The sequence below is a fragment of the Pedobacter hiemivivus genome (assembly GCF_005144565.1).
GTDB classification, from domain to species: Bacteria; Bacteroidota; Bacteroidia; order Sphingobacteriales; family Sphingobacteriaceae; genus Pedobacter; species Pedobacter hiemivivus.
This window is the reverse complement of sequence record NZ_SWDX01000003.1, coordinates 497,224-519,575: the sequence shown is the minus strand read 5'-3', so window position 1 is coordinate 519,575 and position 22,352 is coordinate 497,224. Positions and strand designations below refer to the sequence as shown.

13 protein-coding genes and 1 pseudogene are annotated in these 22,352 nt (G+C 38.4%); 8 read left to right on the top strand and 6 right to left on the bottom strand.

What is annotated here, in order from left to right:
- Nucleotides 1-45: 45 nt before the first annotated feature.
- From FBD94_RS09350 to FBD94_RS26245, 7 genes are read left to right on the top strand one after another with little or no spacing between them, the layout of a single operon-like run.
- Complete coding sequence (locus FBD94_RS09350) at nucleotides 46-3,639, top strand: SusC/RagA family TonB-linked outer membrane protein (protein WP_136880009.1); 3,594 nt, start codon at nucleotides 46-48, stop codon at nucleotides 3,637-3,639.
- A gap of 12 nt (nucleotides 3,640-3,651) precedes the next feature.
- The gene (locus FBD94_RS09345; RefSeq protein ID WP_136880008.1) at nucleotides 3,652-5,082 is read left to right on the top strand and encodes a RagB/SusD family nutrient uptake outer membrane protein; all 1,431 of its coding nucleotides are present in this window, start codon (nucleotides 3,652-3,654) and stop codon (nucleotides 5,080-5,082) included.
- A 31-nt stretch (nucleotides 5,083-5,113) separates the two neighbouring features.
- The gene (locus FBD94_RS09340) at nucleotides 5,114-5,824 is read left to right on the top strand and encodes a DUF4843 domain-containing protein (protein WP_131610337.1); all 711 of its coding nucleotides are present in this window, start codon (nucleotides 5,114-5,116) and stop codon (nucleotides 5,822-5,824) included.
- Nucleotides 5,825-5,852: 28 nt separating this feature from the next.
- The gene (locus FBD94_RS09335; protein WP_136880007.1) at nucleotides 5,853-7,352 is read left to right on the top strand and encodes a PKD-like family lipoprotein; all 1,500 of its coding nucleotides are present in this window, start codon (nucleotides 5,853-5,855) and stop codon (nucleotides 7,350-7,352) included.
- 34 nt (nucleotides 7,353-7,386) lie between these two features.
- Nucleotides 7,387-8,322, top strand: coding sequence for an ABC transporter ATP-binding protein (locus FBD94_RS09330; RefSeq protein WP_131610339.1), 936 nt, complete (start codon nucleotides 7,387-7,389; stop codon nucleotides 8,320-8,322).
- 20 nt (nucleotides 8,323-8,342) lie between these two features.
- A complete protein-coding gene (locus tag FBD94_RS09325; protein ID WP_136880006.1) occupies nucleotides 8,343-10,634 on the top strand; it encodes a Gldg family protein in 2,292 nt (763 codons plus the stop codon).
- An 8-nt stretch (nucleotides 10,635-10,642) separates the two neighbouring features.
- Nucleotides 10,643-13,330 carry a MutS-related protein gene (locus FBD94_RS26245; protein WP_235884421.1) on the top strand — a complete coding sequence of 896 codons (2,688 nt, stop codon included), beginning with the start codon at nucleotides 10,643-10,645 and terminating at the stop codon, nucleotides 13,328-13,330.
- 63 nt (nucleotides 13,331-13,393) lie between these two features.
- Here the strand turns inward: FBD94_RS26245 and FBD94_RS09315 are convergent.
- Nucleotides 13,394-13,837: pseudogene (locus FBD94_RS09315) on the bottom strand (AIR synthase-related protein); the annotation flags it as partial.
- 503 nt (nucleotides 13,838-14,340) lie between these two features.
- Here FBD94_RS09315 and FBD94_RS09310 point away from each other — a divergent pair.
- Nucleotides 14,341-15,012 carry a TetR/AcrR family transcriptional regulator gene (locus FBD94_RS09310; RefSeq protein ID WP_136880005.1) on the top strand — a complete coding sequence of 224 codons (672 nt, stop codon included), beginning with the start codon at nucleotides 14,341-14,343 and terminating at the stop codon, nucleotides 15,010-15,012.
- Nucleotides 15,013-15,248: 236 nt separating this feature from the next.
- Here the strand turns inward: FBD94_RS09310 and FBD94_RS09305 are convergent, their stop codons facing one another.
- From FBD94_RS09305 to FBD94_RS09285, 5 genes are all read right to left on the bottom strand, one after another.
- A complete protein-coding gene (locus FBD94_RS09305; protein ID WP_136880004.1) occupies nucleotides 15,249-16,223 on the bottom strand; it encodes a cyclase family protein in 975 nt (324 codons plus the stop codon).
- 3 nt (nucleotides 16,224-16,226) lie between these two features.
- The gene (locus FBD94_RS09300) at nucleotides 16,227-17,210 is read right to left on the bottom strand and encodes an aldo/keto reductase (protein WP_131610343.1); all 984 of its coding nucleotides are present in this window, start codon (nucleotides 17,208-17,210) and stop codon (nucleotides 16,227-16,229) included.
- A gap of 22 nt (nucleotides 17,211-17,232) precedes the next feature.
- Nucleotides 17,233-19,419, bottom strand: coding sequence for an alkene reductase (locus tag FBD94_RS09295; protein WP_136880003.1), 2,187 nt, complete (start codon nucleotides 19,417-19,419; stop codon nucleotides 17,233-17,235).
- Nucleotides 19,420-19,490: 71 nt separating this feature from the next.
- Nucleotides 19,491-20,690, bottom strand: coding sequence for an MFS transporter (locus FBD94_RS09290; RefSeq protein ID WP_131610345.1), 1,200 nt, complete (start codon nucleotides 20,688-20,690; stop codon nucleotides 19,491-19,493).
- A gap of 733 nt (nucleotides 20,691-21,423) precedes the next feature.
- Nucleotides 21,424-22,347, bottom strand: coding sequence for a helix-turn-helix domain-containing protein (locus tag FBD94_RS09285; RefSeq protein ID WP_131610346.1), 924 nt, complete (start codon nucleotides 22,345-22,347; stop codon nucleotides 21,424-21,426).
- Nucleotides 22,348-22,352 lie beyond the last annotated feature (5 nt).

Genomic DNA, 22,352 nt, shown 5'->3' with positions numbered 1-22,352 from the left:
ATAAACTAAACTTACAACCTCCTCCACTAATTTTAAAAATCAGTAATGGTTTGCAATACCTGTGGAGATAACCTAACTAAGCAAATGTATGAATTTAAATCGCCATTTAATGGCAATTATGTCCATCGTATTTTTAAATTTCGCGCTGTCAACCAAACCAACCCTGGCGCATTAATCGCTTTAGAAAAGTATAGTGCGTCATCGGTAAAACCATTACTTATGCGAATCACACTTATCTTCTTATTTGTCACGTTCACGTTGCTCAATGTTTCAGCGGGTCTGTTGCATGCACAGAAAATTTCAATTCACAAAGTGAACGTTCCACTTTATGAAGTGATCAATGAAATTAGGAATCAGACAGGTTATGATTTCTTTATGAATATGGATTTGTTGAAAAATGCAAAGCCAGTTACCATAAGTATGGATAATGAAACCCTGGAAACAGTATTGGCGAAATGTTTTGATAGTCAATCTTTAACCTACGAAATAAAGGATAACAAAACAGTAATTGTTAAGAGCCGCGAGATAGGTGTGATTGATAAGGTAATTGCATTATTTGAGATTAGAAGGACCAGTACCGCCCAACAGCAAATTGTTGCAAGAGGTCTCGTAACGGATTCATTAAATAAACCTATTGCAGGCGTTTCTGTCGCTGTTAAAGGTAAAAAGGCAACCGTATTTACCAAGGCTAACGGAACTTTTGAGATTATACTTCCCAAACCTGAATCGGTCTTAACATTCAGCTATATTGGAATGGAACCTCAGGATCATAGTATAAAGAACCCTGCTCAATTGATCAGAATTGTCTTGAAACCACAAGCACGTGATCTTGATAACGTTGTAATTACAGGGTATAGCAATATTAAAAAAGACAGCTTTACCGGAAACTCAATTAATGTTACTAAAGAACAACTTTTACAGGTTGGTAACCGTAACGTGGTGGATATACTCCAGGTATTTGATCCCTCTTTCAGGGTACAGATTAACAACTTAAGAGGATCAGATCCAAATACAATGCCCGAGTTTTATGTAAGAGGAAGATCTGGTATTGGAGTAAAAGAATTAGATAAAGGTGCCGACTTATCACAGGCCGCATTAACCAATAATCCGAATCTTCCGATTTTTATTATGGATGGATATGAGGTGTCTGCGCAAAGGGTTTATGATTTTGATATTAATCAGATAAAATCAATAACCATATTGAAAGATGCAGCTGCGACAGCTGTTTATGGATCAAGAGCTGCAAATGGCGTTATTGTTATTGAAACCGTGCCACCAATACCGGGTAAACTGCGGATCGGTTATAATTTTGTAGGTACTGTTACTGCACCAGATCTTTCTGATTATAATCTGATGAATGCAGCCCAAAAACTAGAGGCAGAGATTTTAGCAGGATCATACGTGATAAAAAGTAATCTTCCAGCTCAAAATGCACTTCTTTTAACAGATGAGCTGTTAAGAAAACAATCTCAGGTATTAAGGGGTGTAAATTCTGATTGGATCAGTCAGCCACTGACCAATGAATTTAATCAAAAACATACTTTAAATATTGATGGAGGTACAGATCAGGTTCGTTTTGGTGTTGCACTTAGAATGGATCAGCAAAATGGTGTAATGAAACAATCTGCCAGGAAACGTGCCGGAGCAGGACTGTCGCTGGAATACAGACTGAAAAATTTATCTGTTCGTAATGATATCAATTATGATGTGGTAGACTCTAAAAATTCACCTTATGGAAGTTTTGGCGATTACACCTGGAAAGCTCCCTATGATGAGATTTATGATGTTAATGGGGTAGTCCAGAAAAATACTTTTGGCTGGCACGGTGGAGCAACGGATATGTTAAATCTGATTAACCCATTATATGAGGCAAGAAATACACAGAATTACAGTATTGGCAATACAACAACAATGAGTAATAACCTGTCTCTAAACTGGACAGTTTTAGATGGATTGCAAATTAGAGGTACTTTATCTTTAACTAAAGCAGAAAACAGCAATGAGAACTTCATTGATCCGGCATCTGGAAGATATTATATTGATGGAAAGACTGATTATACCACAATCGGTAGTTTGGATTTGAGATCTGGAAGTTCATTGGGGATTAATGCCAATGCTTTTGCAAACTATGTGAAAAGTATAGATAATCACAATATCAACTTGTCACTAGGTGTAAATGCAATTGAAAATTCAGCCAAAAGCAATTCATCAAGATATACGGGTTTTGCTTCAGGCAGTCAGCATGCTCCTAACCTTGCCAGTAAAATTGCAGACAAGCCATTTTATGGTGAATCAAAATCAAGATTGTTTGGTACGTTTTTAACAATGAACTATTCATTCAAGGATATTTACCTTTTTGATGTTTCTACACGCCTTGATGGTTCCTCAGAATTTGGTTCGAAAAGTAAATTTGCTCCGTTCTGGTCATTGGGGGCAGGATTGAATTTGCATAAATACGATTTTGTAAAAGATATTCCTGTTATTAGCAGAGCTCGTATCACCGCAAACACCGGACAGTTAGGTAAGACTAATTTCCCTCCATTTGCAACCAAGGATAACTATTCAATCTCTAATAACTGGTATAGTACAGGGCCGGGTGTATCCTTATACTATATGGGAAATCCAACTTTAAGCTGGGAGAAAACAAGAACATTGGACGTTATATTTGATTTAGGATTGTTTAGGGATCGTTTAACATTTAATTTCAACTATTACACTAAAAACACGCAGGATCTTGTAACTGATATCAATTTGCCATTGTCGTCGGGTTTCCCTCAATATAAAGGGAATATTGGTGAAGTTGAAAATAAGGGTTACGAATTTAGATTACGTTATGATGTGATTCGTCAAAAGGATTTCACCTTAGCTGTTTATGGTAACTTTGCATCCAATACGAATAAGCTAACAGGCATTTCTAAAGCATTAAAAGCTTATAATGATTTGGTAGATAAAGAGTATGAAGGTTATAATCCCGCAACTGGTGCCAACTCCATACCTAAGCAAACTAAATATTCAACACCACATATTAAATATGTAGAGGGTGGTTCACTTACTTCATTGTTTGGAATGAAGTCAGTGGGTATTAATCCAATGGACGGACAAGAGATATTTCTACGTAAAGATGGTACAATAACCACAGAATGGAATGCAGCAGATCAGGTAATTATTGGTGAGTTAAGTCCTAAAGGCCAAGGTGCATTTGGTATAAATGCAGGTTATAAAAACATAACATTATTTGCTTCATTTATGTACGAGTACGGACGTGATGAATACAATAGTACTTTACTTAATAAGGTAGAGAATGTGGATATCTATAACCGGAATGCGGACCTGAGGTTTTTAAATGACAGATGGAAACAGCCAGGAGATATCGCAAGCTTTAAAAATATAGCTGACATTGCCTGGACTACCCGTCCTACTTCCAGATTTATACAACGTGCTAATTCCATTTCACTTAATTCACTAAGTGTGGGTTATATGCTTGATCAAAAGGCACTGAAAAAATTAGGAAGAATTAACATGGCCCGTATTCAGGTAAATACCAATAATGTATTTAAAATATCTACTGTGAAACAAGAGAGAGGATTAGAGTATCCTTATGCCAGAACGTTTGACCTTTCATTGAATTTAGGATTTTAGAACAAACCAGTTATGAGAAAAAATATCAGATTAATAATATTTACCGCTTTTGTGATGACCGGATTATCGTCGTGTACAAAGTGGCTGGATATACAACCAACAGATCGGGTAAGTGATGAAACACTTTTTTCCGATTCTAAAGGATTTAGAACTGCTTTGAATGGAATTTATCAGCAGGTTGCGGTTCCTCAATTGTATGGGCGACAACTTACCTGGGGTATTAACAGTGCGATGGCTAATGATTATTATCCATTTAACTTGAATGATGAGCTTAAGAGTGCTTCAAATGCAGATCTGGCAAATAATAATATTAAAGGATCGTTAGCTGATATATGGAGAAAAGCATATACCGCAATTGCTAATTGCAATAAACTGCTTATTGAAATAGAGGGTAAGGATGATTCCTTTTTTCAGTTTGGCAGATCTGAAAAAAACCTCATTAAAGGTGAGGCACTGGCGCTGCGGGCACTCTTGCATTTTGATGTGGTACGTATTTTTTCTCCTGCTACCATCAGAAACAATGAACAACCGTTTGTGCCTTATCAGGAGTATTATCCAGCACATATAGCCGAAGCATTAACAACAAAAGAGATCATGGTAAAAATTATCAGAGATTTTGAGCTGGCTCAGGCACTTGTTGAAGAAAATGATCTTACTAAGAATTCGTTTTACCTGAGTGGAGGATTAGCATACACTTTGAATGGAATTTCTACACAGGATTTGGTGTTCTTTACCTTTCGGATGAATAGGTTAAACTATGTCGCTATCAATGCATTATTAGCCAGAGCTGCTATGTATTCAGGTGATTACGTTAAAGCTAAAAAAGCAGCATTTCTAGTGTATAATTTTGGACCGGATGGTAAGAGATGGTTCTCTTTTACTCCAGAATACCTTACTAATAGTGTTACAAGATCTCAAAAGTTACCGGAAGACTTATTACTGGCCTTTTACGATCCAAAACTAGTAACCAATATTAAGGATTATAGAGGAACTCTTACTTTTCAGCTTAATACAAACTATCAGACTTTCTTTCCTCCGGCAGAACGTGATTACCGCCGAAACATTATCAATACTACTGATAACGTTTCTTATAAATGGCTGGAATCTGTTTCTCAGACGCCTCAAAACCTGATCATGCCAGTAGTGCGATTAAGCGAGGCCTATTACATTTATAGTGAGTGTTTATATAGAGAAGGAAATACGACCGATGCATTAATCTTTTTAAATAAAATACGTAGCGCCCGTGGAAAATCCAGTGCATTCCTGGATATCACTGAAAATGGATATTATGGTGAATTGTTAATGGAATACAGACGCGAGTATATGTCTGAAGGACAAACCATATTCGCACATAAACGCCTGAATAGGCGAATGGTACTTGGCAATCAAACGATAGAGGTGAACGACAGATTTACTGCTCCTGTTCCAGAAGACGAAAGATAATTTATTAATAATTCTGAATAAGTAAAATATTATGTACGCTATAAAAACAAAACTAATCTTAGGTGCAGTTGCATGTTTGATTGGGATTACTTCTTGTAAACGTAATGAGATTCAACCCTATAATGGAGATCGTTACCTACAGTTTGTTGATAAATATACAGATACCATTCCTGTTTCATTTTTCCTGTATCCTAATAAGAATGAGTTTCAGATTAAGTTACCGGTAAAGATGGTTGGAATTAAGACAACCGAGAATTTATCGTTCTCAATTAATGTAGATGCCAAAGCTACTACTGCTTTTCCCTCATTATTTAACTTAGATTTAAAGGGGACTTTTAAAAAAGGCCAGGCACGTGATACCATTATTGTTAATGTATTTAGACAGGCTGATTTAAAAGGCAAGGAAACTTTTTTGGTTTTGGATCTAGTTGCAAATGACAATTTTAAACTTGGAGAAGTAATTAATCGAAGACGGGTATTGCGGATTACCGATAAGATTTCAAAACCTGTATGGTGGGATGCTACCATGACAAGTACCTATCTGGGTACCTATTCTGATAAAAAATTCAGAACATTTGTTGAGGTAACAGGAGAAGGAGATCTCGAGATTTTTAGCACAGAAAAGAGAAGGGATCTGATGTTGGAGTTTAAATACTATTTAATCAGGATGAAAGATCTTGGAACCCCAATATTAGAAGAAAATGGTAGTGATATGCTGGGCTCAGTTCCTTTAATTGGTTAGTCTAAATTTATAATTAAACATTATTAAAATGAAAACAAAATTCATATTTACGGCTATCATACTTGGTTTCTACACTTTGTTTATTAGTTCGTGTATAAAAGATAAAGGCAATTATGATTTCGCACCAGCAGATGCTGCTTCTGTAAAGTTTAAGGACCAGACTATAATTGGGTTTGTTGGTGACACTATTAGGTGTCTACCCGTAAGAACATTTAAAGACAAAAATGATTCTATTTACTTTGATCATGCCTGGTATATCGCCGGTAAACTTTATTCCAATACCCCAGACTTTAAATATTACGCCAGCGAATTAACCGGGTTAGCTGTAAAGTATTATATGACGGATAGGAGAAATGGATTGACTTATACTACTCCAACCTCCTTAGGGGTAAGTGTCTCATCTCCATTTAGAACCGGATGGTTGGTTTTGTATGAAGAAGCCAATGGTAACTCTGAACTAGCTCATATTACTTATAATGGTGCTACCGATAAGTTTACTGATTATACCGGAATGTACCAGAAAGCGAATAATGAACCTATGGGGAGTAAACCCTATAAAATTTTTCCCTATAACATGAGGGGTACCGGTGGGATATTTGTGGTCCAACGCGGGGGACAGGGTTCATTGGATGTAGGGGGTAATGACTTTAAGAAAAAGCTTGTTGCTTCTAAATCTTTTACGCGTGAAGTACCAAATCCTTTTGAGCCTGTAGATTTAGCTTTCTTTAATTCAACCGATTTACTGGTTAACGGTAACGGCGACACTTATGGCAGATTTTTTAATGGCGCTGCTGTTTTTACCATTCCATGGATGAGTGCTCCGCTAAGTGTAGAAAAAGGAATGAAAATAACAGATATCTGGGATTCATGGTATAAGTCTTCTAACGTTGCGCTCATGTATGATCAACTAAATAAAAGAATGCTTTTTGCTGATGGTTCTTTGTTTTATCCAGGTGGAGGTATTGTAATCAAGCCAATGCCATTACCTAAAAATGGTTATCCTGGAGATTATACTTCCTTACAGAATTTAGGTGATTGGCAATATTTATGGGGAAGTTCCTTTATTGATAATTACGGTAATGTAATTGGTGGTATGCTCATCAAAAGTCCGACAGACCATAGATTGTACTTTCAGAACTTTGATTTTAAAACCAATGGGCCAGATTTAACCCCTATAAAAAGAATACCATTCTTAGGATCTGATCTTGTGGATAATAAGAGTATCTATTTAGCAATTAGAAATAGAAACTATCTTTTCTTTACTGGAGCCGGTGGCAAAGATCTATACTATTTTGACGTAGAAACTGGTATGACGATGGCGAAATACCAAACATTTACTGATGAAATTACGACCGTAGAAATGGATTTTGATTCCAGAACCATTGCTGTTGGTTTGGGAAATGGAACATTGATCATCTATGATATTAGTGATCCCGTATTGCGCTCAGGACAAAGTAGAGAACTGCACAGATTAACAGGTTTGGGCAAAGTGGTTCATGCTAAATATAAAAGCTTTGATAAAATATAATTATAAATAAAATACGTTAGGTAAAATTAAACACATGAAAGAACCAATTATTAAAGTCACTAATCTTTCCCACCGCTACAACGCACAGTGGGCAATTAAGGACATCAATTTTGAATTTCAAGAAAAGGGGATTTACGGTTTGCTGGGCGCTAATGGCGCCGGCAAATCAACCCTTATGAACATCATTTGCGGGGTATTGAACCAAAGTGAAGGAGATGTTTTCATCAATGGAATCAACCTAAGGGAACAACCTGTTGTTGCTAAAAAACACATTGGTTTTTTACCACAGCAACCTCCTTTACAGCTGGAATTAACCATTAAGGAATATCTTCAGTATTGTGCCGGCTTACGACTGATGCCAGAAAACACCATTAAAGCTGCAGTTGAAGAGGTGATGGAAAAATGTCAGATTAGTCATTTCGCAGGACGGATCATCAAAAATCTTTCAGGAGGTTATCAGCAAAGGGTCGGAATTGCCCAGTCGATTATTCATAAACCAGATTTTATTGTTCTGGATGAGCCTACAAATGGTTTGGACCCGAATCAGATCCTCGAAGTAAGATCTTTGATTAAGGATATTGCTACAGAACGTACTGTTTTACTTTCTACACATATTTTACAGGAAGTACAGGCCTTGTGCGACGATATATGGATGATCAATGAAGGCCAGATTATCTTCTCTGGATCATTAGATGAATTTGATAATTATATTATGCCAAGTACGTTTACGGCTACACTTTTGGCCAGTCCGCCGGAAGCAGAGCTATTGAACATTCCTGGTATCCAGGCAGTAGAAATCATTGGTCATACAAAGTATCGTTTACAGTTTGACAATGACAAAGAAATCATAGAGAAATTTATAAAGATTTGTGTTGACAAAGACTGGCGACTTATGGAAGTAGCCCTGGAAAAAGGCTCACTAAATACTGTCTTTGCAGAATTATCGAAGAAAAAGGTCCAATCAAATTAATAAGCGAATAAAATACTCTAATGAAAGTAATATATAAAATTGCAAAGGCCGAATTACAGGTCCTTTTTTATTCACCTGTGGCATGGCTGGTGTTGGTCATTTTTATGTTCCAATCTGCTCTCCTATACACAGATATCTTTACCAATTTAGTTCGTGCCCAGGCAATGGGTAGGGAACTACAAAGTGCTACCTTAGGAATCTTCTCTGGACTTAACGGATTCTATCCATCCATCAGTAAGTACCTGTTTCTATATGTGCCATTACTTACCATGGGGGTAATGAGTAGAGAGTACAATCACGGTTCAATTAAACTGTTATTGTCTTCTCCAATAACAAGCGCACAGGTTATTTTGGGTAAGTACCTCTCTTTGATGATCTATGGGCTTGCATTAACTGCAATTACCGCAATATTTGCAATTTTTACGATTAGTACCGTAAACATGGTCGATACGCCGGTAGTGCTTGCTGGTTTATTGGGGATTTATTTACTGATCTGTGCTTATGCAGCTATAGGGCTTTTTATGTCCTCAATTACATCCTATACCGTAGTTTCGGCTATGGGAACTTTAGCCATTCTTGCTTTTCTTGGCTATGTAAGTGGTGTAGCTCAGGAAATTACATTAGTGCGCGACATTACCTACTGGTTGTCTATTTCTGGAAGAACAGAGACTTTTTTCTCGGGGACATTAACCGTCGAGGATATGCTATATTTTATTATAGTAGTTGGTCTTTTCTTAGGATTTGCCATCCTTAGACTCGAATTGAGTAAACAGAAGAACAGCTTTGTAAAAGCAGCAAGTAAATATGTATTTGTTTTTTTACTCGCAGCCATTGTAGGTTATGTAAGTACCATTCCTAAAATGATGGTCGTATTTGACGTAACCAGAAATAAGACAAATACTTTATCTATAGCCAGTCAGGACGTCGTAAAAAGGTTGGGTAATAGCAAACTGACTATTTCCACCTTTACCAATATGCTTGGTCAGGATAGCTATCTGGCGTTACCAATTGGCCAAAAGGTAGACATTGACCGTTTTAAAAGATATCTACGGTTTAAACCAGATATCACCTTAAATTATTACTACTATTACCATAAAACCAATAATCCGTTTCTTGATAAAAGATACCCAGATCTTCCGGATAAACAACGTTATGATTCATTAAAGAGAGTGTACGACTGGAAGTTTACTGCTGGTCCATTGGAAAGTCTGGAAAAGAAGGCTGACCTGGAATCAGAAGATTTTCAATTCGTAAGATTATTGGAATCTGATAATGGTAAGAAAACATTTTTAAGGGTTTATGATGATATGATGCGCTATCCATCTGAAGCTGAAATTACCGCTGCCATCAAAAGAATGACTATGGATCTTCCGGTTGTTGGTTTCTTGAACGGCCATGGAGAACGCAGTAGCAATTCTGAGAATGATCGTGGTTACAAAAAATTTGCACAGGACAAAAGATTCCGTTATGCATTGATTAACCAGGGTTTTGATTTTAAAGATGTAACCTTAGATAAGGATATTCCTGCAGGCATTAGGATCCTCATTGTTGCAGAACCTAGAAAACCACTAAGTGCCGAAGAACTGGGCCATTTACAACAGTATATTAACAGGGGAGGAAACCTGATCCTTTCAGGCGAACCTGGACAGATTGCAAATGTAAATCCAATTGCAGACCTTCTTGGTGTAAAATTCCTGCCAGGTATATTGGTTCATCCACTTCCTGATTTTACTCCAGATTTAATGATGATGACGCCTACACCAGAGGCACGTGAATTCTCTTACTATCTTGAACGCCAGGGGAAAAACAATCTGCCGCTTACTATGCCGGGTGCTGCTGCACTGGAGTATAATACAGATAAAGGATTTAATGTAATTCCATTGTTCCGTACCGACTCTGCCAGCTGGACTGAATTGGAAACGACCAATTTTATTGATGATTCTGTAAGATACAATCCTAAAATAGGTGAAATACAGAAAAGTCATCCTACAGTGCTGGCTTTATCAAGAAAAGTAAATGGTAAAGAACAAAAGATTATGGTTACAGGTGATTCAGATTGGTTAAGTAATGGAGAATTGGGTATGAGCCGAGCAAGGGTTATGTCAAGTAATTACTCCTTGATCAATGCCGCATTTGACTGGCTTTCTGATGGTGAAGTTCCTATCGATACCAGAAGAGATCCATCTTTAGATACCTCTCTAAGTATAGGTGAAGATGCCTGGGCTGTCTTTGTTTATGTCTTTAAATGGGGATTACCGATTATACTTATTATTGCCAGTTTAATTATTTGGATACGCCGTAGAGGTAAATAACCAGCATAATGAATTTTATAACAGATAAACAGACCTTAGATGATCTTAACATATTTGGAAAACGCTCCGGCAAATCCATTTATGAACTGTTTAACCGAACCGCCACTCGTGGTGGTTCGGATATTTTAGAACAGTTTTTTCTTTATCCATTGGCTGATATTGAAGACATTAATCAGCGCAGCCAAATCATCCAGTATTTTAATTCCATAGCTGCTGTATTTCCTTTTAGAACAGATCATTTTGATACAGCAGAACAGTATCTGAGTAACACGGATAGCAGAAATATGCTGGCGCAGGAAGAAAATACACTAGGTAGAAAGTTCAATAATCTAATTGGCGCAGATGCTGAGTATAAAGTTCTGTTTAATGGTGTATGTGCTGTCATAGAAATTATAGATAGCGCACGTAGGTTTTTGAATGAAGTTAATACCTCAACATTAGAAAATCCTTATCAAAAAGATCTGGAGCAGATGCTGGAAATAGTTGAACAACCTGCGTTAAGCAGCCTGTTTAACATAAAGGCAATTGCTAAATTAACTTTTGCTGAAACTGCTGCGTACGATAAGTTACTTAGGTATGAACATCGTGACAGCATAAAAAAGCTGTTGTATTTTATTTATAAACTTGATGTTTATATTACTGTAGCCAATGTTGCCAAAGATAAAGGCTTTGTATTTCCTAAAGCCTTAAGTAAAGAAGAGCATGTAATCAATATGGATGATGTTTATCATCCATCATTGGCGAAAGGCATTCCCAATACCTTACACATTTCTCCGGACCATAATATCATTTTTCTTACCGGTGCCAATATGGCGGGTAAGTCGACCTTTATGAAATCGTTGGGGATCGCCTTGTACCTGGCACATATGGGATTTCCAGTCGCAGCATCAAAAATGGAATTCTCTGTTCGAGACGGGATTTATACCACCATTAATCTGCCGGATAATCTAAATATGGGTTATAGCCATTTTTATGCAGAAGTACTGCGGGTAAAATTGGTTGCCGAACAATTAAGACAGTCGAAAAACCTGTTTGTTATTTTTGATGAACTCTTTAGGGGAACAAATGTTAAAGATGCATACGATGCCACGGTAGCTTTAACATCGGCATTTGCCCAAAAAAGGAATTGTGCATTTATTGTCTCTACACATATTCTTGAAGCCGGTGAAACATTGATGCCAGAATTTGATAACATCAATTTTTGTTATCTTCCAAGTGATATTGTTGAGGGTAGGCCTATGTATAGCTACAAACTGCAACAGGGAATTTCGGCCGATAGGCATGGAATGGTGATTATTGATAACGAGGATATCATTGGTATTTTACGGAATAGGAAAAACCAGACCAGTACTTCATTAGGCTTTGTTACAGATAAGCAGACAATGGACGACCTGAATATATTGGGTAAGTATAAAAACAATTCCGTTTACAGTATTTTTAATAAAGTGATTACCGTAGGAGGAGAGAAACTATTGGATAACATGTTCCAGCATCCCCTTATAGATGATGTGAAGATCAATGAACGGAGTAAACGTTTTGCATACTTTGGTGACAGAGAGTTTAAATTTCCTTTTAATGCTGAGCAGGTTACGGAGATGCAGAACTACCTTAGCATGTCTGGCACTGGAAGCTTTTTTGGAATGTACACCAGTACTTTCCGCAAAAAATGGTTGGATTATCTTGGCTTACCTACCGAATACAACTTAGTAAAAACAGGGGTCTATGCTACAATAAAAGTATTAAAAGAGCTAAAAGCTTTTATAAATGCGATAGAAGTACAAGAATCTAAAAATCTGTACCAGGAAGAGATCAATGCTGCTAAGAAGGTATTTGCTGATAAAAGAATTGTACTGCTGCTGAATGAGGACGAAAAGCAACCGATAAGCATTTTTAAAGTAGCTAAATACTGCCATCTTTTGAAAAATGTGTTGTGGCAGGAAATGAAAACCGTTGAAGATATGATCTATAAATTTGACGTAGCCATCGCCATTTCTACGGTTGCCAAACAAAGAGGTTTTTCTTATGCTAAAGCTTTGCCGGGAACATCTAATACCGTTCGTATAGAAGATTTATCTCATCCAGGTATAAGGAAAGCTGTGCATAACTCCCTGTATATTAATCAGGAGCATAATATCATGTTCTTAACAGGGGCAAATATGGCAGGAAAGTCAACCTTTATGAAGTCTTTCGGAATCTCTCAATACCTGGCTCACATGGGCTTTCCGGTACCAGCCAGGGAACTGGAGTTTTCCGTTAAAGACGGAATTTATACCTCCATAAACGTTCCGGATAACTTAAATATGGGGTACAGTCATTATTATGCAGAAGTACTAAGGGTTAAAAAGATTGCACTGGAAGTAAGTGAATCGAAAAACCTAATTGTAATTTTTGATGAGTTATTTAAAGGTACCAATGTTAAAGATGCTTATGATGCTACACTCTCCGTTACAGAGGCTTTTGGCGAAAATAGGAATTGTTCATTTATTATCTCAACTCATATTATTGAAGTTGGTGAAGAACTTAAAAGGTGTAAAAATCTGCAGTTTAAGTATCTACCAACCATAATGAACGGGGTAGTGCCAACATATACCTATAAACTTCAAACTGGAATTACAACCGATAGACACGGAATGATGATCATTGAAAATGAGAAAATACTTGACATCATATTAAGCAACGCTGAACTCAGCTTATAATAAAAGAGCCTATTGGAAATGCTTAAAAGCATTACAATAGGCTCTTTTGCTATCTAATATATTTTAATTGTATACGAAGTTACCTTTATCGCTATTTATCGTTACTTGTTTTTGAGTAGAAGATTCAACACGACCAATGATCTGCGCATCGATATTGAAGCTCTTGGAAATGGCGATGATATCTTCTGCAATTTCAGCAGGAACATATAATTCCATTCTGTGGCCCATATTAAAGACTTTATACATTTCTTTCCAATCTGTGCCTGATTGCTCTTGAATCAATTGGAACAAAGGAGGACCAGGGATATTGTCTTTAATGATGTGAACATTGTCGTTTACAAAATGAAGCACTTTAGTCTGTGCACCACCACTACAGTGTACAATACCGTGAATCTGCTTTCTATGGCTTTCTAAAACCTTTTTAATTACCGGTGCGTAAGTCCTTGTTGGAGAAAGAACCAGTTTGCCAGCAGTGATTGTTGTATTCTCGTCAATCAGGACCTCATCTGGGTTAAACTACTTAACCACATGTTTACAAAACAATGAAGACTTTAAGTTGATGTATAGCTCTGCTAGCATACTGAACAAGGTTAGCCCTGCAACCCTAAAATCGGCTGCGCAAAAATAACTGAGTGGAAAAAATTACATGCGATTAGTATTGATGCCTCAAAACAAGATTAAATAGAACAACTCTAATAATAATAAAATTTAGGCAGGTGTAATAGTGTCTCTGGATGGAACCCTATCACCATTGGTTAATAGTAGTGCGTTGGAATGGCCCGGTTAATACGGGCTATTCTTTTTAACTACGTTAAGGTGCTGTCGGATCATTAATGAGCTAATGAATTTTGCCTTAAATTCATTATTAATGAACAATTTGTATTTTTCTAGATATTTACGGAAATAAATTCATCAATAGTTTGTATTTAAAGAAAGTAAAAAACTATATGAAAAATATAGTAAAACTTGGTTAGTCTGAGGTTGAAGTTGCACCACTTATATAATTACAAATGAAAAATAAACGTTTTCTTAATGAAAATTTAATTAAACCTCTCCAACATAAGAGGAACAAGGAATTAACAAAAAGACTATTTATTGATGCTGCATTAGAAATTGTGCGAAGCGAGGGGTTTAAAAAATTAGGAGTAAATAAGGTCGCATATGCGGCAGGTCGCAGCAAGAGGATGTTATACGATTATTTCGGTGGTATGGAGGGATTAATAAAGGAACTGCTAAAAGAGACGGATCATTGGTTGTCATACGAAGAGAATATGGAAGAAACTATAAAGATGCACAAAAGTGATCACGGAAGGGAGCTGGCGTCACTTGCCATGAAAAAGCACTTTCATCAAATGTATTCTAATCCGTTACTAAAGGAGTTAGGCTTATTAGAACTTAGCGATGAACAAAATTTTATGAGTGAATTAGCAGAAAGACGTGAAAGATTAGCAGATCAACTCTTTTCAATATCTGAAGATTATTTCAAGAACAGCGATGTACATTTTCGAAGCCTTTGTGCACTTCTAGCTGGGGGAATTAATTATCTTATACTCCATTCAAAAACAAGAAGAAGTCCCTATTGTGGTGTTGATATAAATGATTTTCAGGATCAGAAAAGGCTGATGAGAACAATAGAACTAATTACCAATTCAGCTTATGAATTTGCAAAAGAGAATAACTAGCTAGTTAAACGATCTATATCTTTCAGTTCTTTTACAAGTGCCAATGGTTTTCATGGTATAGGTTTTTACTATTGAATGATGCAGATGCTTTCGATAGTCGAAGAAAGCTTTACCATTGGCTAGTTTTCATTTTTTATTACGGTTTTAGTATAGTTATTAAAACCTGTAGAAGATATTACTCCTACAGGTTTTAATTCCTTACGGAACTAGATAGCAAAGAAGAATTTGTACTCACGTTAATAAATTGCTATTGGATTGACATTTACCTGAGTCGATCCGATATATAAGGGTTGTCCAAGGACAAAAAGGAACTGCCAAATTTTGTCACGAACCAGTGGTCGGGAATCGATCAATTCGAGGTTATAAATGCCACGCTTGGCCAGCATAAACTGATTAACAGGAAATTCCTCTCCAGTTGGATTCGGATAAATTTCTGAAGCCCAGGTGTCGCCACCAAAAGCCACAATCTGCTGATCTGCAAGCCACTTGGCAGCATCCATACCAATTCCCGGTTCTACCTCAAGGAACTGCTTATTGTCCTTTCCAATCAGTTCTAGCCAGCCCGTATTGAACAAGACTACATCACCTTTGCGCAGCGTGATGCCCTGTTTCTTCAATACGGCCTGAATATCTGCTATAGTAAATTCAGTATCCCCTGGAACAATGGCTTTACCATAATGGGCTGTCATATCAAGTACAACACCTCGTGTAACCATAGGTGGAACTTTTTCGATCCCAAGTTTTTTCACACCTTCAACAGTAACAAAATCCGCCGCCTTGTTTCCATTGTAATAAACATTATCGATGCCGATATGGCCAATACCGTTGAGTTGGGTACCTACACCTGTCCAGCCATTAACCAATTCATCATTGAAGGTGAATTTATTTGGCCCGGTGGTATTACCTGCCTGCTCACCTGGTTGAATATTATACAGATTAAAACTACGGTGACGGAATGCAGGTAGGTTCTTATCTATCGGTACAGCCAACGGAAGGGTCTTTCCTAGCTTAACCAACTTCATAGCCTGTAAAACCACGTCTGAAGTCAGCAGATTGGCAGCACCGATTTCGTCACTTGCCCCGTAAGATGAGGGATACCAGTCAGCTTTTGCAGAAACGGATTCTTTTTGGTTTTGGGCTGATACCGGCACTATGCCGCCTAATACGAACCCGGCAGCCACTACTGCCTTAGTCAATTGTTTTGTTTTCATTGCTTATAAGTTTAAAAGATGTTCTTTAATAAAAGTCAATTCATCTGCGTTAATATCAACATTGATTGCCTGCGCATTTGAAATTGCCTGCTCTGCGTTTCTTGCTCCTGCCAGCACAATGGTGATCCCAGGCTGTAGCGTCGTCCAGCGCAGCACCAATTGGGCTAGGCTCACATTTTTATATTCTGCTAATGGTGCGATGCTGTTCAAAAATGCTTTTACCTTTTTCGGATCAAATTGGTCGAAATAGCCATTCCGGTGATCCTCTGTTTTTAAAGTTGCTTCTTTAAAATATTTACCGGTCAACAGGCCTCTTTCCAAAGGGCTGTAAGCAATCAAACCAATGTTATTTTCGATGGCATATGGAACTACACCTACTTCGATGCCACGGTTCAGCATACTGTAAGGAATTTGATTTGATGCAAGAGAGATTGATTGCTCTGCCTCTTTCAATTGGGCGAGGTCATAGTTGCAAACACCTGCGGCAAGAATTTTACCTTGTTTGATCAGTTCTTCCAAAGCATCCATGGTTTCAGCAATCGGAGTGCTTGCATCGGGCCAATGTATTTGTAGCAGGTCGATGTAATCTGTACCCAATCTTTTTAAGCTTTCTTCCACTTCTTTGATTATATTCTTTTTAGAGCCATACCTGTAAACAGGGATGCTTTTCGCCTCGGTTCCGGCGTCAAAAAAGAAGTCGCCTTTACCCTGATTACTGCCATCCCACACCAGCCCGAATTTAGTCAGTAACTGTATGTTTGTGCGGTCTTTTCCTTTGATGGCCTCGCCAATAAGTTCTTCACTTAAACCCAAACCGTAAAAAGGTGCGGTGTCCAAACTTGTCACTCCATTATCGAGTGAGGCATGAATAGCACTAATAGAATCCTTTTTTTCGTTACCACCCCACATGCTGCCGCCAATAGCAAACGCACCATAGGTGATAGCCGACAACTTTAAATCTGTTTTTCCTAATTTTCTATATTCCATTGTTATAAATATTTATTGCTTTTTATTTTTGATAATGTGGCCAGTTAAGATACCCTTGCATGGTAAGTCCATAATGAAATTCCCTGGTTGGCTGCGTTAAAGGGCAGTTGTTTTTCAGGCGGTCGACAAGGTCAGGATTAGAAATAAAAGGCTCTCCAAATGCTGCTATATCGATTGTTCCCTGGTTGATAAGTTCCTCAGCCTTTTTCTTATCCATGCCGCCTGCTAAAATGATCACACCATTATACCAGTTCCGAAAGCGTTCTAAAAAACCATCAGGCAAGGCAAAACTTCCCCTTGATTGCTGATCCATAATGTGGATGTAAGCTATATTTTTTGCCGATAATTCCTTCGCCAGATATTCGTAGGTAGCTTCGATCTCCTCGTATTGGGGCATTTCGTGCAGGCCGCCATAAGGAGTCAGGCGTATCGACACTTTATCTGCTCCTATGGCATCAATACAGGCATCAATGCTTTCTAATAAAAAGCGGCTGCGGTTTTCTATACTACCGCCGTAAATATCACCGCGGTCATTGGTATAGGGGTTTAAGAACTGTTCAATCAGGTATCCGTTGGCTCCATGCAGCTCCACGCCATCAAAGCCGGCAGATATGGCATTACGTGCGGCACCAGCAAAATCTTTAACAACGTCCTTAACCTCATCGGCTGATAGCGCTCGTGGTCTGGAGCAGGTCACAAAACCTTCTTTTCCATTTTCATCGTAACCCCAGGCATTAGAGTTTGCTGCCTGTATGTCAGAAGCACCAACGGGATCCTGTCCGCCAGGCTGATTGGAGGTATGTGATACCCTTCCAACATGCCAAAGCTGTGTGAATATCCTGGCCCTATCGGCATGAACGGCTTCCGTTACAGGTTGCCAGCCTAAAACCTGTTCCTGAGTGTAAAGACCCGGAACATGTAGCACCCCTTTTGAAGTTGCTGAAATTGCCGTGCCCTCTGTGATGATCAATCCGGCACCCGAACGTTCAGCATAATAGTGTACATTGAAAGCTTTAGGCACCCCGTCTTCATTTCTTGCCCTGGTCATCGGTGCCATTGCAATTCTATTTTTCAACTGAAGATGCCCAAGGGCAGCCGGCTCAAAAATGTCTGTGTAAAACGGATAGTCGGTGTAACCTTCTGCACCACCACCGAAGAATTTTTCCCGTTTGGGTTCGTTAAGTGGCAGGTTATATTTAAGCCGGTCGGGAAGATCTGGATTGGCAATAAAGGAACGGCCAAAAGCTATAAGGTCTGCCCATCCGTTTTCCAGTGCTTCCTCAGCACGCTGTGCAGTATATTTACCGGAATAGATCAGGGTGCCTTTAAATTCCTGCCGGTAAGCTTCTTTGAAAGAAAGTGACATAACCGGTGCATTATCCCAATCGGCCTCTGCAATGTGTATATAGGAGATATCTAGTGCGTCCAGGATTTTTGCAGCGGCAATGTAGGTTTCCTCGGGGTGATCATCCATGGCACCCATTAATGTGGTCAATGGTGCCTGGCGTACTCCAACCTTATCAGGGCCAATTGCATCAGCAACCGCAGTAGTTACTTCTTTCAGAAAACGCAGCCGATTTTCCAGCGTACCGCCGTATTCATCCTTGCGGTGATTGGTTTGAGAATCCAGGAACTGTTCAATAAGATACCCATTGGCTCCGTGCAACTCAACACCATCGAAACCAGCCTCAACTGCATTTCGGGCAGCATTTGCGTAGTCTTCTATAATCTGATGGATCTCCACAACGGTTAGTTCGCGCGGGATAGAATGCTGAACCATTTCTCCTATCCCTGAAGATGCATCACCGCCGTCTTTCGCCAGGAATACTTTAACCCCTTCCGCAACAATTGCTGAAGGAGATACTGGCGCCTGACCGTTTGCCTGCAGGGAGATGTGTGACACCCGGCCAACATGCCAGAGCTGGGCAAATATTTTTCCGTTATTGGCATGAACTGCCGCCGTAACTTTTTTCCATCCTGCAATCTGTTCTTTAGTGTAGATACCTGGTGTCCAGGCATATCCCTGACCTTGACGGCTGATTTGTGTGCCCTCAGTGATGATTAGTCCGGCAGAAGCTCTTTGAGCATAATATTCCGCCATCAGTGCGGTTGCGACCTCGCCGGTATCTGCCCTTGATCGTGTCATTGGTGGCATCACAATCCTATTCTTTAGGTGGATACCCTTTAATTCATATGGTTGAAAAAGCATAATAAATTGTTTTTGTTAGCTGATATAAATTACCTTTATTTTGATGTATCGTTAAAATTCCAGGTATCTGATTAATGATAGGTTTTCAATACTGTTGAACCGACGGCTATTGACGCTTCAATATTGCTTGTCTTTCTGTAAGCTTTCAACACAAAAGCAAGTAAAAGCCCAAGCAAAGCCATTCCCGCGCCAACCCATTCCGGAGCGACGTAGCTGTAGCCCATGGCCAAGGGAATACCAGCAAGGTAAGCACCTAAAGCATTGCCCACATTCATAGCTGCCGGACTGATAGAGGAACCGAGCATCTCGGCCTTTCTGGCCGATTGCATCATCATGATTTGAACCGGTGCTACAATTGCAAAAGCAATTGCACCAATAATGAATGTCATGATAATTACCCAAATTTGGTTATGGGATACAAAGGCTAACAAAATTAATGCAACCGCCATTGACCCCAGTAAAATGATCGTAGCAGGAAGTGGCGTATATTTGTCAGACAGCTTTCCACCCATTAGGTTTCCAAACGCCATACCCAGGCCTGCTACAACCATCAGATAGGACACACTGGCTCCACTAAAATGGGCTTGCTCAGTAAATAATGGCGCGATGTAACTATACCAGGCAAAAAGCCCACCTGTTCCAATAATTGCGATCGAGAGAATCAATAGAAGATCCGGTTGCTTAAAAATGGCAAAGTCCTTTCTGATATTTCCTGCCAGTGTCGCTTTAAATTCAGGTAGCCAATACCGTATACCAATGATAGTGAGTAATCCTATCAGTCCTACTATTTCAAAGGTAATTCGCCAGTTGAATACATGCCCTATAAATGTACCTGCTGGTACACCCACTATATTGGCGACAGTTAGCCCCGTAAACATAAAGGCAATCGCCTGTGCGGTCTTCCCTTTTTCTGCCATCCGCCCAGCTACCACCGCACCGAAACCAAAAAAAGCACCATGTGGTATTCCTGATATGAAACGCAGTAATAACATGGATTTATAACCAACAGCAAATGCAGATAAAGCATTTGCTGTCATGATCCAGGAAGCAAGTATAATCAGCGCTGTCTTTGGGGGGTTGCTTTGAAGTATAATGGTCAGCAAAGGAGCTCCTATAACTACACCCAAGGCATAAGCTGATATCAGGTGACCAGCCTCGGGTATAGAGATATCAAGGGACTGTGCCATATCCGGCAGAATGCCCATCATTACAAACTCAGTCATACCTAACGCAAATGCACCTATGGCAAGAGCAAAAAGACCTTTTTTCATAATTTCTATATAAAGGGGGTTATTTTAAATTTTTATTATTCAGCAAAATTACGCCGTTATCTTATCAAATTATAATAATAGAAATCATACATTAGTATCATAATTATAATGCATGGAGCCGGGATTATTTTTGGAATTGTTCAGTGAAATTTAAGGAAATCAAGAAACGAGACTTTAACCGGGAGGCTGTTGCACGGTGTATCCCACACGTGTGTTGTTTTACATCTAAGTTTACTTGAGGCTCTTGTGAATTATGAATTCCGAACATTATTGGTTCAAATGTGATTTCCAATGATTCTGATTTTCGTGATTCCATTTTTTTGTAAATTGTTTTTCCAAAAATACATCATCAAAGAATATGTGGGTACATTTAAAAAAAATAATGTGATTTTGTTCGTTAATAATGAATTTATAACCAGATCGGTTGAAATTGTATTTCGTATTTTACAAATTCTATCTCAATGAAAACAATACAACGATCGGCGATACTACAAAATCCTAAACTTGGAGGATATACCCCTCGGGAAAAGCCCCTCTCTATTTTTAAACATTTAAGGATAATTTGATTAATCTAATGGATCAGAACATAGCATATAGCTTCTTCCCCTAATGCCAAAATCAAAAAAAGATACGCTTTAAGTGTTCGGGCATACAATCTGAATTATACCGCAATGACCATTTTTTCAGACTTTTGAACTCATTTAAATCTTTTGCCTTGATCTTACAACTTAGTTTAATTAAAAGACTTTCGGAATTCTAGCGGTGATAGGTTAGTTTTCGTCTTAAACAATCTATTAAATGATTGTGGGTGTTCAAACCCTAGTTCGTATGCAATTTCGCTTACCGACAAATCTGTTGTAGATAATTTCTCCTTTGCTTTTTCAATCAGTTTATCATGGATGTGCTGTTGGGTACTTTGTCCTGTCAAAACTTTTAATAAGCTGCTTAAATAGCTTACAGATACATGCAACTCATCAGCTATAAACTGAACCGTCGGTAATCCTTTTGCCACCAGTTCCTCGGTATTGAAGTAAGTGGCAAGCAACTCTTCCAATCGGCTTAGAAGTTGGTGATTTGCTTTTTCTCGGGTAATGAATTGACGATGGTAAAATCTTTCAGCATAATTGAGTAAACTCTCAATTTGTGAAATGATAATCTGCTTGCTAAACTTATCAATATTGGAATGATATTCCTGCCTGATGTTATATATGATATTATTTATGGCTGTTTCTTCCTTCTCTGAAAGAAATAGCGCTTCATTTACAGTATAGCCAAAATATTCGTATTGCTGGATTTTACTTGCCAAGGCTGTATTCCAAAGAAAATCTGGATGAATAAGTAATATCCATCCAGTAGGCTTTGTCAGTTTATCTCCAGGATTAACCTCCACTCTGAAAAGCTGATTAGGAGCGGTAAAATACATAATGCCCTCATCGAAGTCATAGTCTTGTTGCCCATACTTTAATTTGCCAACTACGCCTCTTTTTATAGAAATCGAATAAAACCCGAAAATCCCTGTCAACAAGTTCTCATCAGGTGAATATTTAATTGCTTCATGTTCAATGATACTAATTAAGGGATGTTCAGGCTGAGGTAACCCTCTCAAACGATGGAATTCGCTAATGGTTTTTACTTTTATTGTTTTATTGCTTTCCATAATAT